The sequence below is a fragment of the Achromobacter sp. SX5 genome (genome assembly GCF_056711425.1).
The window spans coordinates 2,589,008-2,602,646 of the sequence record NZ_CM160041.1; the positions used below are offsets into that span (position 1 = coordinate 2,589,008).

Below are 13,639 nucleotides of genomic sequence, written 5' to 3' on the forward strand. Positions count from 1 at the left end.
ATAAAACTATTGCGTTTGTTTCTGTCTGCGCCGTTCAATGGCGTTGGTTGATGTCCCCGCGGGGCAACGTGTAGTGCAGCGACGCACCGGGCCAGGGTTCCGTCCGTTTTCAATCCCCGGTCTGTTTCGTCTTTCGCTGCCTTTGCGCCGGCGGGAGGGGGCCCGGACATTCTCGGAACGCCATGTCGCTGATCCTGATCCTCGCTCTGCCGTTCGCCGGCAGCCTGTGCGCCGCGCTGCTGCCTTCCAACGCCCGCAACGCCGAGGCGTGGCTGGCGGGCCTCATCGCCCTGGTCTGCGTGGTTCTGGTCGCCAGCCTGTACCCGGAAGTCGCCGGCGGCGGGGTGGTCCGGGTCGACATGCCCTGGGCGCCCGCGCTGGGCCTGCAGTTCACGCTGCGCATGGACGGCTACGCCTGGCTGTTCGCCCTGATCGTCTCGGGCATGGGCGCGCTGGTGGTGCTGTACGCGCGCTACTACATGTCGCCCGAAGACCCCGTGCCGCGCTTTTTCTCGTTCTTCCAGGCGTTCATGGCGGCCATGCTCGGCGTGGTGCTGTCGGGCAACCTGATCCAGCTGGTGATGTTCTGGGAAATGACCAGCCTGGCGTCCTTCATGCTGATCGCCTACTGGCACCACCGGCTCGACGCGCGGCGCGGCGCCCGCATGGCGCTGACCGTCACCGGCGCCGGCGGGCTGTGCCTGCTGGCCGGCGTCCTCATCCTGGGCCATATCGTCGGCAGCTACGACCTGGACCGCGTGCTGGCCGCCGGCGACCTGGTGCGCGCCGATCCCTGGTATCCGGCGGTGCTGATCCTGGTGGCGCTGGGCGCCCTGACCAAGAGCGCGCAGTTCCCGTTCCAGTTCTGGCTGCCCAACGCGATGGCCGCGCCCACGCCGGTGTCGGCCTACCTGCACTCGGCCACCATGGTCAAGGCGGGCGTGTTCCTGCTGGCGCGCTTCTGGCCGGTGCTGTCGGGCACCGACGAATGGTTCTGGATCATCGGCGGAGCGGGCCTGGTGACGCTGGTGCTGGGCGCCTACGCCGCCATCTTCCAGCAGGACATGAAAGGGGTGCTGGCCTATTCCACCATCAGCCACCTGGGGCTGATCACGCTGCTGCTGGGCCTGAACAGCACGTTGGCGCTGGTGGCGGCCATCTTCCACATGATCAACCACGCCACCTTCAAGGCCTCGCTTTTCATGGCCGCGGGCATGGTGGACCACGAAACCGGCACCCGCGACCTCGGCCGCCTGTCCGGCCTGTACAAGGCCATGCCCATCACCGCCACGCTGGCCACGGTGGCGGCCGCCTCGATGGCGGGGGTGCCGCTGCTCAACGGCTTCCTGTCCAAGGAAATGTTCTTCGCCGAGACCACGTTCGTCAGCGGCGACGATCTCATCCAGATCGGCCTGCCGCTGCTGGCGACCGTGGCCGGCGCGTTCAGCGTGGCGTATTCGCTGCGCTTCATCCTGCAGGTGTTCTTCGGCCCGCCGGCCACCGACCTGCCGCGCGCGCCGCACGAGCCGCCGCGCTGGATGCTGTTCCCCAGCGCGCTGCTGGTGTTCATGTGCCTGCTGGTGGGCGTGGTGCCCGGCCTGACGGTCGGCCCGTTCCTGGCCACGGCCGCGCACAGCATCCTGGGGCAGGACATGCCCGAGTACAGCCTGGCCGTCTGGCACGGCCTGAACCTGCCGCTGCTCATGAGCCTGGTGGCCACCACGGCCGGGGTGCTGCTGTACCTGGCGCTGCGCGCGCACCAGCGGGCCAATCCCGGCCGCGTGCCTTTCATCTACCGCCTGGACGGCCGCCGCACCTTCGAGGCGCTCCTGGACGGCTCCAGCGTGGCCGCGGCCTGGCTGCTGCGCTGGCTGTCCTCGTCGCGGCTGCAGGTGCAGATGCTGCTCATCGTGCTGGGCACGCTGTTTGTCGCCTGGCTGCCGCTGCGCGCCGGCGGCTGGCTCAACGGGGCGGGGCGCCTGACCCCGGTCGATCCGTCGTTCGCGCTGCTGTGGCTGGTGGGCGGGGTCTGCGCCCTGGCGGCGGCCTACCAGGCCAAGTACCACCGCCTGGCCTCGCTGGCGCTGGCCGGCGGGGCGGGGCTGATCACCTGTCTGACCTTCGTCTGGTTCTCGGCGCCCGACCTGGCGTTGACGCAGCTGTCGGTCGAGGTGGTGACCGTGGTGCTGCTGTTGCTGGGCCTGCGCTGGCTGCCGCGGCGCATCGCCCAGGACGACGATGAAAGCCTCAAGGCCACGCTGCAGGCGCGCGGACGCCGCCTGCGCGACCTGCTGCTGGCGGTGGCCGCCGGCGCCGGCATGTCGGCTTTGGCCTACGCGGTGCTCACACGCCCGCAGGGCGAGACGATTTCCTCGTTCTTCGTGGACCACGCGCTGCCCGACGGCGGCGGAACCAATGTGGTCAACGTGATCCTGGTGGACTTCCGCGGCTTCGATACCTTCGGCGAGATCACGGTGCTGGGCATCGTGGCGCTGACCGTCTACGCGCTGCTGCGCCGCTTCCGTCCGGCCGCCGAAAGCGCGGACCTGCCGCGCCAGCAGATCGACCAGGACGGCGGCGTGCCGGCCGCGCCCGACATCAAGTCGCTGCTGCCGGCCGGCTCGATGATGGTGCCCACGGTGCTGGTGCGCCTGCTGCTGCCCACGGCCGCGCTGATCTCGGTGTATTTCCTGCTGCGCGGGCACAACGAGCCGGGAGGCGGTTTCGTCGGCGGCCTGATCTTCGCCACCGCCGTGATCCTGCAATACATGGTCGGCGGCGTGTACTGGGTGGAGTCGCGCAGCCGCCTGAATCCGCAGAACTGGATCGGCATGGGCCTGTTGTTCGCCGGCTCGGCCGCGATGGCCGCCTGGCTGGTCTACAAGCCGTTCCTGGCCGCGCTGTCGTGGGACATCGCGCTGCCGCTGGTCGGCCACGTGCACCTGTCCAGCGTGCTGCTGTTCGACCTGGGCGTGTACATGCTGGTCGTGGGGGCCACCGTGCTGGTGCTGGTGGCGCTGGCCCACCAATCGCTGCGCGCGCAACGCAAGGCCGCCGCCGAGCTCCAGGCGGCCGCCGCTCAAACCGGAGAAGCCTGATGGAATTGATCTACGCCCTCGCGATCGGCGTCCTGGCTGGCTCGGGCGTCTGGCTGCTGCTGCGGCCGCGGACGTTCCAGTTCATCATGGGCCTGTCGCTGGTTTCCTACGCGGTGAACCTGTTCATCTTCGGCATGGGCAGGCTGGCCTCGGGCCGCCCGCCGGTGGTGGACCCGGCCGCGGCCCATGACGCCTCCTGGTACGCGGATCCGCTGCCGCAGGCCCTGGTGCTGACCGCCATCGTCATCGGCTTCGCCACCACCGCCTTGTTCCTGGTCGTGCTGCTGGCCTCGCGCGGCCTGACGGGCACCGACCACGTGGATGGACGGGAGTCGCAATCTTGAATTTCTGGCTGCAACATCTGCCCGTACTGCCCATCATCATCCCGCTGCTCGCCGGCGCGGGCATGCTGCTTCTGGCGGACACCCGCCGCTATACGCGCGGCGCCATCGCCGCGCTGTCCACGCTGGCCCAGCTGGCCGCCGCGATCGCGCTGCTTGCCGTGGCCGGCGGCGCCGTGCCGGGCGTGTGGCCCGACGGGGTAGGGGTCTACCTGGTGGGCGACTGGCCCGCGCCCTTCGGCATCGTGCTGGTGGTCGACCGGCTCGCCGCGGTGATGCTGACGCTGACCGCGGTGCTGGGGCTGGCCTCGCTGGTGTACGCGCTGGCCCGCTGGGACCGCGCCGGGGTGCATTTCCACTCGCTGTTCCAGTTCCTGCTGATGGGTCTCAACGGCGCCTTCCTGACCGGCGACCTGTTCAACCTGTTTGTGTTCTTCGAGGTGCTGCTGGCCGCTTCCTACGGCCTGCTGCTGCACGGCTCGGGCGTGGCGCGGGTCAGCGCCGGCCTGCAGTACATCGCGGTCAACCTGGTGGCCTCGTTCCTGCTGCTGATCAGCATCGCGCTGATCTACGGCGTCACCGGCACGCTGAACCTGGCCGACCTGGCGCAGCGCGCCGGCCACCTGGCGGGCGCCGAACGCATGCTGTTCGAGGCGGGCGCGGCCATCCTGGGCGTGGCCTTCCTGGTCAAGGCGGGCGCCTGGCCGCTGAACTTCTGGCTGGTCAAGGGCTACGGCTCGGCCGGCGCGCCGATCGCGGCCATGTTCTCCATCATGACCAAGGTGGGCATTTACGCGCTGCTGCGCATCGGCTCGCTGCTGCTGCCGTCGGGCGCGCCGGCGGCGTTCAGCCTGGACTGGATGTTCGCCGCGGGCCTGGCCACGCTGCTGTTCGGCGGCCTGGGCCTGCTGGCCACCCAGCAGCTCGAGAAGATGGTGGGCTATTGCGTGATCGTGTCGGCCGGCACGCTGCTGACCGCGCTGGGCATGCCGGGCGTGACGCTGACCGGCCCGGCGCTGTTCTACCTGATCAGCTCGGTGCTGACCACGGGCGCGTTCTTCATGCTGGCCGAACTGATCGAGCGCACCCGCAGCTTCGGCGCGAACGTGCTGGCGGTGACGCTGGACGCCTTCGACCTGGACGATCCGACCTCGGTCAACCGCTCCGACGACGTGGTCGGGGTGGCGATTCCGGCGGCCATGGCCTTTCTGGGGCTGGCCTTCATTTCCTGCGCGCTGCTGGTTACCGGCCTGCCGCCGCTGTCGGGCTTCGTGGCCAAGCTGTCGCTGCTGTCGGCGGCGGTGTCGGCGGCCAACGAGTCGGCGCTGCCCATGGACGCCTGGATACTGGTGGCCGCGGTGCTGGTGTCGGGCCTGGCCGGCCTGATCGGCCTGGGCCGCACCGGCATCCGCGTGTTCTGGGCCAGCGACGACCGCAGCACGCCGCGGCTGCGGGTGATCGAGGCCGGCCCGGTGGCCGTGCTGCTGCTGCTCTGCGTGGGCCTGGCCGCCGGCGCGGGGCCGGTGTCGGCCTATCTGGACGACGCGGCCCGCTCGCTGGACCAGCCCAAGTCGTACATCGAGGCCGTCATGTCGGCGCAGACCGTGCGCAGCCTCAAGGGGGGAAGCTGATGCGCCGCCTCTATTTCCTGTTCCTGCCGACCTTCCTGTTCGTGCTGTGGCTGGTGCTCAACCAGAGCGTATCGGCCGGCCAGGTCGCCCTGGGCCTGGCGCTGGCGCTGTGGTTCACCTGGGCCGCGTCGCGCCTGCGTCCGCTGCGCGCGCGCCCGCGCCGGCTGTGGAAGGCGGTGCCGCTGTTCCTGCACGTCACGGCCGACATCATCCGTTCCAACGTGGCCGTGGCCAGGCTGATCCTGAATCCCGGCCCCAACGATTTTTCGCCCGGGTTCATCATGATCCCGCTGACCATGCGCGACCCGCATGGCCTGGCGATGCTGGCCTGCATCGTCACCTACACCCCCGGCACCGTCTGGGTCGAACTGACCGACGACCACCGCCTGAAGCTGCACGTGCTGGACCTGCAGCACGAGGGCGACTGGATCAAGCTGGTGCAGGAGCGCTATGAGCGCCCGCTGATGGAGATTTTCGAATGAATACCGTGCTTTATTGGGCCGCGTCCTTCGCCCTGCTGTGCTTCGCGCTGGGCATGGTCTGCGCCACCGTCCGCCTGCTGCGCGGACCGACCGCCCAGGACCGCGTGCTGGCCCTGGACACCCTGTACATCAACGGCATGCTGACCATGCTGGTGTTCGGCATCCGTTCCGGCACGTCGGTGTATTTCGACATCGCGCTGCTGATCGCGCTGTTCGGCTTCGTCGGTTCGACCGCGATGGCGCGCTTCCTGCTGCGCGGGGAGGTGATCGAGCCATGATCGCAGACCAGATCCCGCTGTGGGCCGGCATTCCCGCCAGCATCCTGCTGGTGCTGGGCGGCCTGCTGGCCCTGACCGGCTCGGCCGGCCTGCTGCGTTTCCGCACCTTCTACGCCCGCATCCACGCGCCCACGCTGGGCAACACCATGGGCTGCGGCTGCGTGCTGCTGGCGTCCATCCTGGTGTTTTCGGCGCTGTCGGCCCGTCCGGTTTTCCACGAGGTGGTCATCACCTTGCTGCTGATCGTGTCTTCGCCCGTCACCGCGATGCTGCTGATGCGCGCGGCGACCTACCGCAACCGCATCAATCCCGCCGATGCGGAGAGGGACGCGCGTTAGCGGACGCGCGTTAGCAGACGCGTGGTCCTGGATTGCATGTTGCGGCGCATTATTGATACGTAATCTTACGATTTCACGTTGCTGGACACCTCGCCGGCGCGTCATCGTGGGATAGTGGAGCAAAGGCCCGCGCGCCTCGCGCGAGCGGGTCCCGAGCGAGCGGCGCCGGTCCGCAGGCCGCGCCGCTCTGGTGCAATCGCTATTGAAGGAGCTGGCCATGAATACACGACCCATGCACACCAAACGCCTCGCGGCGACCCTTTGCGCGGCAGGCCTGATGCTGGCCGCGGGAGCGGTCCACGCGGCGGATGCGACCGGACGCGGCAAAGGCCAATCCCAATACCAGCAGGACATCGCGGCGTGCAAGAGCGGCGCCACCGGCCAGGACCCGGCCGCGTGCATGCGCGAGGCCGGCGCGGCCCGCCAGGAAGCGGCGCGCCAGAACCTCCGGGAAGCCAGTCCCGACCAGTACCAGCAGAACATGATCGACCGCTGCAACCGCCTGCCGGAGGCGTCGCGCCAGGATTGCGTGACCCAGATGACCTCGCCCACGAACGTGCGCGGCAGCGTGCAGGGCGGTGGCGTGCTGCGCGAGACGGTGATCCAGGTGCCGGCCGATTCGGCGGCGCCCTCGACCGGCGCGCCCGGCATGGCCCCGGCGCCGGCCGGCGGCTCGGGCACCATGAGCGCGCCCATCCGCCAGTAGGAAGGGCAGGGCAAGGGGCGCGGCCGCCGCCACATTCAGGCAAAATGGCGGCTGTCGCCCTTTTTCACGCACATACATGTCCGACGTCATCGCCCTGATTTTCGACTTCGACGACACGCTGGCCTCGGACAGCACGTCCGGTTTCCTGGACAGCATCGGGGTGGACACGGCGTCCTTCTGGAAGGAAGACGTCGACCCCCTGCTGTCGCAGCAGGACTGGGACCCGGTGCCCGCCTACCTGTACCAGATGATCCGCCTGTCGCAGTCCGGCAGGTACGGGCCGATCACGCAGCAGCGCCTGAAAGACTGGGGCGCGCGCCTCGAACTGCACGACGGCGTGCCCACGCTGTTCCAGCGGCTGCGCGCCGCCGTGCGGGCCGAGCAGCCGCAGGTGCAGCTGGAGTTCTACCTGATCTCCAGCGGCATCGGCGACGTGGTCCGTTCCACCCCCATCGCGCACGAATTCACCGAGATCTGGGCGTCCGAGTTCGTCTACGGCGAAGACGGCGGCATCATGTTTCCGCGCCGCATCGTCAGCTTCACCGACAAGACGCGCTACCTGTTCCACATCCAGAAAGGCATCATCGGCCGCGATTTCCGCGGCAAGCCCTTCGAGGTCAACCGTAAGGTTCCCGAGGACCGCCTGCGCGTGCCGTTCGATCAGATGGTGTTCGTCGGCGACGGCTACACCGACATTCCGTGCTTTTCGCTGATCCGCCGCGCCGGCGGCTTCGCCTTCGGCGTCTGGGACCCCAAGCACCGCGACAAGCGCAGCCGCGCCTGGGGCTTCATCGAAGAAGGCCGGGTGTCCAACCTGAACCAGGCGCGCTACGACGAACAGGCCGAGCTGTACCAGTGGCTGGAAGAGGCCGTCACCAGCCTGGCCGGCCGCATTGCGCTGAAGTCCCGGGTGTACCGTGGTTGAAGCGCAGGCCCTGGCGGCCCCGCCGCCCTGGACGGCGCAGGACGCCGCTTTCATGACGCTGGCGCTGGAACAGGCCCAGGCCGCCTACGACATCGGCGAGGTGCCGGTGGGCGCGCTGGTGGTCTCGGCGCAGGGCGAGATCCTGGGCCGCGGCTACAACCGCACCATCATCGACCACGATCCCACCGCCCACGCCGAGATCGTGGCGCTGCGCGCCGCCGCCCAGGCGCTGGAAAACTACCGGCTGCCGGGCATCACCGTCTACGTCACGCTGGAGCCCTGCGTCATGTGCATCGGCGCGATGCTGCACGCGCGCCTGGCGCGGGTCGTATTCGGCGCCTACGATCCCAAGACCGGCGCCTGCGGCAGCGTGCTGGACGTGGGCGCGGTGGCCAGGCTCAATCACCACACTTCAGTCACCGGCGGCGTGCTGGCGGAACCTTGCGGCGACCTGCTGCGCCGCTTCTTCCGCGCCCGCCGCAGCAAGGAATCCATTGCATGAGCACCAGCAAGGCCGCCAAGGCCGTCCATGACCACGGCCATGACCACGAATGCGGCGAGGACTGCGGCCACGACCACGACCACGATCACGGCCATTTCCACGCGCGGCCCGACGCCCGCGGCATCTACCTGATTTCGCCCTCGTCGGCGGTGCGCGATCCGGCCACCGTGGACCTGGCGCGCGAGCGCCTGCAGGCCCAGGGCTTCAAGACGGCGCTGGACCGCACGGCGCTGGCCGAGCACCAGCGCTTCGCCGGCACCGACGCCCAGCGCCTGGCCAGCCTGACCCGCGCGGTCAAGCAGAAGCTGCCCATCGTCATGGTGACCCGCGGCGGCTACGGCGTGGGCCGGCTGCTGCCGGCCATCGACTGGAAGGCCATGGCCGACAGCGGCAAGCGCTTCGTCGGCATGAGCGACTTCACCGCCTTCAACCTCGCCCTGCTGGCGCAGACCGGCGCGGTCAGCTACACCGGCGCGACCGCCGTCGCCGACTTCGGCGGCAAGAAGGTCGACGACCTGACCGAAGCGCTGTTCGGCGAAATCATGCGCGGCGAACTGGAGATCCTCAGCTTCGAGACCCAGGACGCCGATCCGGTGGACTGCCGCGGCATCCTGTGGGGCGGCAACCTGGCGATGCTGACCTCGCTGGCGGGCACGCCCTACATGCCCAAGGTGCGCGGCGGCATCCTGTTCCTGGAAGACGTGGCCGAGCATCCCTACCGCATCGAGCGCATGCTGATCCAGCTGCACCAGGCGGGCATCCTGGGGCGGCAGAAGGCCATCGTGCTGGGCCGCTTCACCGACTACAGGCTGGCGCCCCACGACAAGGGCTACGACCTGCCCGAGGTGGTGGCCTGGCTGCGCCGCACGGTCAAGGTGCCGGTGGTGACCGGGCTGCCGTACGGCCACGTGGCCACCAAGGCGACGCTGCCCATCGGGCAGAAAGTCGGCCTGGCCACCGAGGCCGGGCTGGCGCACCTGGTGCTGGACGAGCACACCCACTGACCGCGGGCGGCGCGTTCAGCGCGCGCCCGCCATCACCTCCCGCGCCAGCTCGGGCAGGGCCTTGTACAGCAGGCGCGTGGCCGCGGTGGCCGGGCGCTGGCGGCTCAGGTCCATCAGCACGGTCTGGCGTATGGACGGATCGGTCAGGCGCAGCGGAACCAGGCTGCCGGCCTCGACCTCGGCCGACACCGCGTGGGCCGGCAGGATGCTGTGCAGGCCGGCGCGGCGCACGGCGTCCTTGATGGCCACGCCCGAATCGGCTTCCAGCACCACGTTCAGCTCGATGCCGGCGCGCAGCGTCAGGCTGTCGAGCACCGTGCGCAGGGCGTTGGGACGCACCGGCAGCGCCAGCGGCGCGGCCGCCAGGTCGGCCAGCCGCAACTCCCGCCTGCCGGCCAGCGCCGAACCGGCGCCGGTCACCACTTTCATCTCGGTTTCGAATAGCACTTCGTGCATGCGGGTGGAGGCGGCGCGATAGCGGTTGTAGATGCCGATGTCGATCTTGCCGTTGGCCAGCCAGGCCTCGATTTCACCGCTATAGCCTTCGAACACGCGCAGCCGGATACCGGGATAGCGCGCCTCCGTGTAGGTCAGCAGCATGCCGATGAGCGGCTGCGACAGCGAGGGAATCAGCCCCAGGCTGACCACCCCGGCCGGCTTGCGCTGCGCGGCCCGGGCTTCCTCCAGCAACTGGTCGGCCTCCAGCAGCAGCGCCTGGGCGCGCGGCATCAGGCTTTCGCCCAGCTCGGTCGGCAGCACGCCGCGCCCGGTGCGAAAGAACAGGCGGCCGCCGAATTCCTGCTCCAGCTCCGACAACTGGCGGCTCAGGGCCGATTGCGCGATGCCCAGCGCGGCGGCCGCCCGCGTCAGGCTGCCGGCTTCGGCGATGCGCGTGAACATGCGCAGGTTCTTCAGATCCATGGCCGCTTCCCATCTGATTTCGAGATAACTGGTTTATCGAAATTGCCCGTTCCTGATGGAGCGATTTCAGCACAGAATTTCCTCACCCCCTTGCAAACGCCGCGCGGCAGGCCGCGCCCAGGAGTCAGCAGATGAGTTTCGAGGAAAGTGCGGGTCCGTTGAAAGGTGTGCGTATTCTGGATCTGTCGACCGTGGTGGCCGGCCCCTGGGCCGCGACGCTGCTGGCCGACCTGGGCGCGGACGTGCTGAAGGTCGAGATCCCCGGGCCGGGCGATCCCTTGCGCGCGCTGGCCCCGCACAAGAACGGGGTGCCGCTGTGGTGGAAGGTCGCCAACCGCAACAAGAAAGGCATTTCGGTCGACCTGCGCACGCCCGAGGGCCGCGACATCGTGGCCCGCCTGCTGCCGGACTTCGACGTGCTGGTGGAGAATTTCCGCCCGGGCACCCTGGACGGCTGGGGCATGAGCCGCGAATGGCTGCACGGCCACAACCCGGCGCTGACCATACTGCGCGTCACCGGCTTCGGCCAGACCGGCCCGTACCGCAACAAGCCCGGGTTCGCGCGCGTGTTCGAGGCCATGAGCGGCCTGACCAACATCTGCGGCGAAGCCGACGGGCGGCCCCTGCACATGGGTTTTCCCATCGCCGACGCGGTGGCCGGCCTGTTCGGCGCGCTCGGCATCGTCTCGGCCCTGTACCGCGAGAAGACCGCGCCACGCGGCCAGGGCCAGGAAATCGACTGTTCGCTGATGGAGTCCATGTTCCGGGTCATGGATTTCCTGCCCATCGAATACGACCAGCTCGGCATCGTGCGCGGGCGGCTGGGCAACAGCAGCCAGTACGCGGCGCCCGGCAACGTCTACCGCACCCGCGACGGCCACTGGGCTTCGATCGCCGCATCGACCCAGCGCATATTCGAACGGCTGTGCGTGGCGCTGGCGCTGACCGGCGTGGCCGAGGACCCGCGCTATCGCACCAATCCGGACCGGGTGCGCAACCGCGAGTCGCTCGACGCCCTGGTGTCGGCCGCCATCGCGCGCCACACGCTCGAAGAGCTGGGCGCGCTGCTGGACGCCAACGCGGTGGGCTTCAGCCCCATCTACGACATCGCGGACATTTTCAGCGACCCGCACATCGCGGCGCGCCAGGGCATCGTCGCGGTCGAGGACGAGGAGCTCGGGCCGGTGCGCATGCAGAGCGTGGTGCCGCGCTTTTCCGACACCCCGGGCGCGGTCCACCACGCCGGGCCCAGCCTGGGGCAGCACAACGCCGAGGTACTGGGCGCGCTGGGCATCGACGCCGGACAGCAGGCGCAGTTGCGCGAGCGTGGCGTGATCTGACGCGGGTTCCATCGCCACGGGGCCGCTACCGACAGGCTCCGGGCGCCATCAGGAGGAGACGACAATGCGCGCATGGATAGCAGGATGGATGGTGGCGGCCGGCCTGGCCGCCGCGGCGCCGGCCCAGGCCGCCGACCAATGGCCGGCCAAGCCGGTCAAGCTGCTGGTGGGTTTTCCGCCCGGGCAGGCCACGGACGCCGTGGCGCGGCTGCTGGCCGAACGCCTGTCGGCAAAACTGAACCAGCCGGTAATCGTCGAGAACCGGCCGGGGCAGGGCGGCAGTATCGCGCTGGCCGCGCTGGCCAAGGCCGCGCCGGACGGCTACACCATGATGCTGTCGGCCACCGCCTCGCTGGTGACCAATCCGCATCTGTACAAATCCACGGGCTACGACACGCTGCGGGACTTCGCGCCGGTCAGCCTGGTGGCCGACCTGCCGATGGTGCTGGTGGCCAACGCCTCGCAGCCGTTCAGCGACGTGGCGGGGCTGCGCGGCTACGCCCAGCGCCATCCCGGCGCGCTGAATTTCTCGTCCTCGGGCAACGGCACGCTGTCGCACCTGGGCATGGTGATGCTGGAGCGCCAGGCGCAATTGCAGCTGACCCACATTCCGTACCAGGGCAGCGCCAAGGCGATGACCGACATGATCGCCGGCAACGTCGCCATCGGCCTGGACACGGTGGCGGTGACCCTGCCGCACATCCAGTCCGGGCGCCTGAAAGCCCTGGCCGTGGGTTCCAGCCAGCGCCTGCCGATGTTGCCGGACACGCCCACCTTCGCCGAAGCCGGCTACCCCGATTTCCAGGCCAATCCCTGGCTGGGCATGCTGTTTCCCAAGGGCACGCCGCGGCCCATCGTGCAGCGCATGAACCAGGAACTGCGCGAGGCCGTCGCCACGCCGGCGCTGGCCCAGTCGCTCAAATCCATCGGCGCCTTCGCGCGCACCGACACGCCCGAGGATTTCACCCAGCTGCTGCGCCGCGAGTACGGCACCTGGGGCGAGCTGGTGCAGCTGTCGGGCAGCCGGGTCGATTAGCAACCATCAACCACAGAGGAAAACCGCATGAAGCATGACGATCCATTCAAGGCCCTGCTGCTGACGCAGGACGACGGCCGTACCTTGTGCAGCCTGCAGGATTTGAGCCTGGCCGAGCTGCCCGCCGGCGACGTGACGGTCAAGGTCGAATATTCCAGCCTGAACTACAAGGACGCGATGGCGGTCACGGGCAAGGGCGGGATCGTGCGCGACTATCCCATGGTGCCCGGCATCGACCTGGCCGGCACCGTGCTGGAATCCGCCGCGCCGGACTATCCGCCCGGCGCGCCGGTGGTGCTGACCGGCTGGAGCGTGGGCGAGCGCTACTGGGGCGGCTACGCGCAGGTGCAGCGGGTCAGGTCGGAATGGCTGGTGCCGCTGGCCCCGGGGCTGGACAGCTTCAAGGCCATGGCGATCGGCACGGCCGGCCTTACCGCGATGCTGTGCGTGATGGAGCTGGAGGCCGCCGGCCTGACGCCGGCGGCCGGCCCGGTGCTGGTGACCGGCGCGTCCGGCGGCGTGGGCAGCGTGGCCGTGGCGCTGCTGGCTGGCCTGGGCTGGCGGGTCGCCGCACTGGTGCAGCCGGGACGCGAGGCCGTGCATCCGTACCTGAAGTCGCTGGGCGCGTCCGAAATCGTTTCGGGGCCGGAATGGGCGGAGATGCCCCGGCCGCTGGAGAAGCAGCGCTGGGCCGGCGCGGTCGACACGGTGGGCTCCAAGGTGCTGGCCAGGACGCTGGCGGCGACCGAGTACGGGGGCGCGGTTGCGGCCTGCGGGCTGGCCGGCGGGGCCGACCTGCCGGGCACCGTCATGCCGTTCATCCTGCGCGGCGCGCGCCTGCTGGGCGTGGATTCGGTGATGTGCCCGCCGGCCAGGCGCCGCCAGGCCTGGGAGCGGCTGGGCCGGGTCTATGCGGACATGCCGTTCGCCGACATCGCCATGACGGCCGGCCTGAGCGAGGTGCCGCAGCTGGCCGCCCGGATGATGGCGGGCAACAACCGGGGCAGGTATGTGATCGACGTGAGCCGGTAACGGGA

The 13,639-nt window shown here is 69.6% G+C and carries 14 protein-coding genes; 13 read left to right on the top strand and 1 reads right to left on the bottom strand.

The window, feature by feature from the left end; genetic code table 11:
* The first annotated feature begins 182 nt into the window (after positions 1 to 182).
* The 10 genes from AC1M14_RS12310 to AC1M14_RS12355 all read left to right on the top strand — a co-directional run bounded on the left by AC1M14_RS12310 (position 183) and on the right by AC1M14_RS12355 (position 9,305).
* The gene (locus AC1M14_RS12310) at positions 183 to 3,098 is read left to right on the top strand and encodes a monovalent cation/H+ antiporter subunit A (protein WP_102771397.1); all 2,916 of its coding nucleotides are present in this window, start codon (positions 183 to 185) and stop codon (positions 3,096 to 3,098) included.
* Positions 3,098 to 3,442, top strand: coding sequence for a Na+/H+ antiporter subunit C (locus tag AC1M14_RS12315; protein ID WP_102771396.1), 345 nt, complete (start codon positions 3,098 to 3,100; stop codon positions 3,440 to 3,442). The genes AC1M14_RS12310 and AC1M14_RS12315 overlap by 1 nt, the downstream gene beginning before the upstream one ends.
* Complete coding sequence (locus AC1M14_RS12320) at positions 3,439 to 5,070, top strand: monovalent cation/H+ antiporter subunit D (protein ID WP_102771395.1); 1,632 nt, start codon at positions 3,439 to 3,441, stop codon at positions 5,068 to 5,070. Before AC1M14_RS12315 ends, AC1M14_RS12320 begins: the two co-directional genes overlap by 4 nt.
* The gene (locus tag AC1M14_RS12325) at positions 5,070 to 5,552 is read left to right on the top strand and encodes a Na+/H+ antiporter subunit E (protein WP_102771394.1); all 483 of its coding nucleotides are present in this window, start codon (positions 5,070 to 5,072) and stop codon (positions 5,550 to 5,552) included. The genes AC1M14_RS12320 and AC1M14_RS12325 overlap by 1 nt, the downstream gene beginning before the upstream one ends.
* Positions 5,549 to 5,830, top strand: a complete 282-nt coding sequence (locus tag AC1M14_RS12330) for a K+/H+ antiporter subunit F (protein WP_062682541.1) — start codon at positions 5,549 to 5,551, stop codon at positions 5,828 to 5,830. The genes AC1M14_RS12325 and AC1M14_RS12330 overlap by 4 nt, the downstream gene beginning before the upstream one ends.
* Positions 5,827 to 6,168, top strand: a complete 342-nt coding sequence (mnhG, locus tag AC1M14_RS12335; protein WP_102771393.1) for a monovalent cation/H(+) antiporter subunit G — start codon at positions 5,827 to 5,829, stop codon at positions 6,166 to 6,168. Before AC1M14_RS12330 ends, mnhG begins: the two co-directional genes overlap by 4 nt.
* Positions 6,169 to 6,385: 217 nt before the next feature.
* The gene (locus AC1M14_RS12340) at positions 6,386 to 6,874 is read left to right on the top strand and encodes a hypothetical protein (RefSeq protein WP_246842363.1); all 489 of its coding nucleotides are present in this window, start codon (positions 6,386 to 6,388) and stop codon (positions 6,872 to 6,874) included.
* A gap of 76 nt (positions 6,875 to 6,950) precedes the next feature.
* Positions 6,951 to 7,799, top strand: coding sequence for an HAD family hydrolase (locus tag AC1M14_RS12345; protein ID WP_102771391.1), 849 nt, complete (start codon positions 6,951 to 6,953; stop codon positions 7,797 to 7,799).
* Between the two features lie 52 nt (positions 7,800 to 7,851).
* Positions 7,852 to 8,301, top strand: a complete 450-nt coding sequence (tadA, locus tag AC1M14_RS12350) for a tRNA adenosine(34) deaminase TadA (protein WP_209166435.1) — start codon at positions 7,852 to 7,854, stop codon at positions 8,299 to 8,301.
* Positions 8,298 to 9,305: an LD-carboxypeptidase gene (locus tag AC1M14_RS12355; RefSeq protein ID WP_111825009.1), complete on the top strand. Its 1,008-nt coding sequence runs from the start codon at positions 8,298 to 8,300 to the stop codon at positions 9,303 to 9,305. The genes tadA and AC1M14_RS12355 overlap by 4 nt, the downstream gene beginning before the upstream one ends.
* Positions 9,306 to 9,320: 15 nt before the next feature.
* Here AC1M14_RS12355 and AC1M14_RS12360 read toward each other — a convergent pair whose 3' ends face one another.
* On the bottom strand, positions 9,321 to 10,226 hold the full coding sequence (locus tag AC1M14_RS12360; protein WP_479731692.1) for a LysR family transcriptional regulator: 906 nt from the start codon (positions 10,224 to 10,226) through the stop codon (positions 9,321 to 9,323).
* Positions 10,227 to 10,357: 131 nt separating this feature from the next.
* Here AC1M14_RS12360 and AC1M14_RS12365 point away from each other — a divergent pair, with 131 nt between their 5' ends.
* The 3 genes from AC1M14_RS12365 to AC1M14_RS12375 all read left to right on the top strand — a co-directional run bounded on the left by AC1M14_RS12365 (position 10,358) and on the right by AC1M14_RS12375 (position 13,634).
* Positions 10,358 to 11,566: a CaiB/BaiF CoA transferase family protein gene (locus AC1M14_RS12365; protein ID WP_102771388.1), complete on the top strand. Its 1,209-nt coding sequence runs from the start codon at positions 10,358 to 10,360 to the stop codon at positions 11,564 to 11,566.
* Positions 11,567 to 11,630: 64 nt separating this feature from the next.
* The gene (locus tag AC1M14_RS12370) at positions 11,631 to 12,602 is read left to right on the top strand and encodes a Bug family tripartite tricarboxylate transporter substrate binding protein (protein ID WP_102771387.1); all 972 of its coding nucleotides are present in this window, start codon (positions 11,631 to 11,633) and stop codon (positions 12,600 to 12,602) included.
* 27 nt (positions 12,603 to 12,629) lie between these two features.
* Positions 12,630 to 13,634, top strand: a complete 1,005-nt coding sequence (locus AC1M14_RS12375; protein ID WP_479731693.1) for an MDR family oxidoreductase — start codon at positions 12,630 to 12,632, stop codon at positions 13,632 to 13,634.
* Positions 13,635 to 13,639: the final 5 nt, after the last annotated feature.